1 protein-coding gene is annotated in these 375 nt (G+C 63.6%); it reads left to right on the plus strand.

What is annotated here, in order from left to right; translation table 11 throughout:
- Positions 1-375 (plus strand): VCBS domain-containing protein (locus AC1DQM_RS29965; RefSeq protein WP_477747281.1); only part of this gene is annotated, 375 nt, incomplete at both ends.

Here is a 375-nt window from a genome sequence, read left to right on the forward strand (position 1 = left end):
TGCAGGAAGACAGCTCCCTCAGCGTCAGCGGCCAGTTCAGCTCAAGCGACATCGACCACAATGCCACCGCCACTTGGAGCATTGCCGGAACAGCTAACGGCACTTATGGCTCAATCGCCGTCGACAGCAGCGGTCAATGGACCTACACGTTGGCCAATGGCACCGATGGCGTCGCCAGTGCCGTGCARTCGTTGCAGGCCGGYGAGAGYCATGATGAAGTGTTCAGCGTCCAGGTCAGCGACGGCCTCGGCGGCGTCGACACCCAGCARGTGACCGTCACCGTCAGCGGCAGCAACGACGCACCGGTGCTCAGCTTCGCCAGCGGCAACGATGCCGGTGCGGTGCAGGAAGACAGCACCCTCAGCGTCAGTGGCC

It is taken from the genome of Pseudomonas sp. 01L34, from assembly GCF_056400265.1.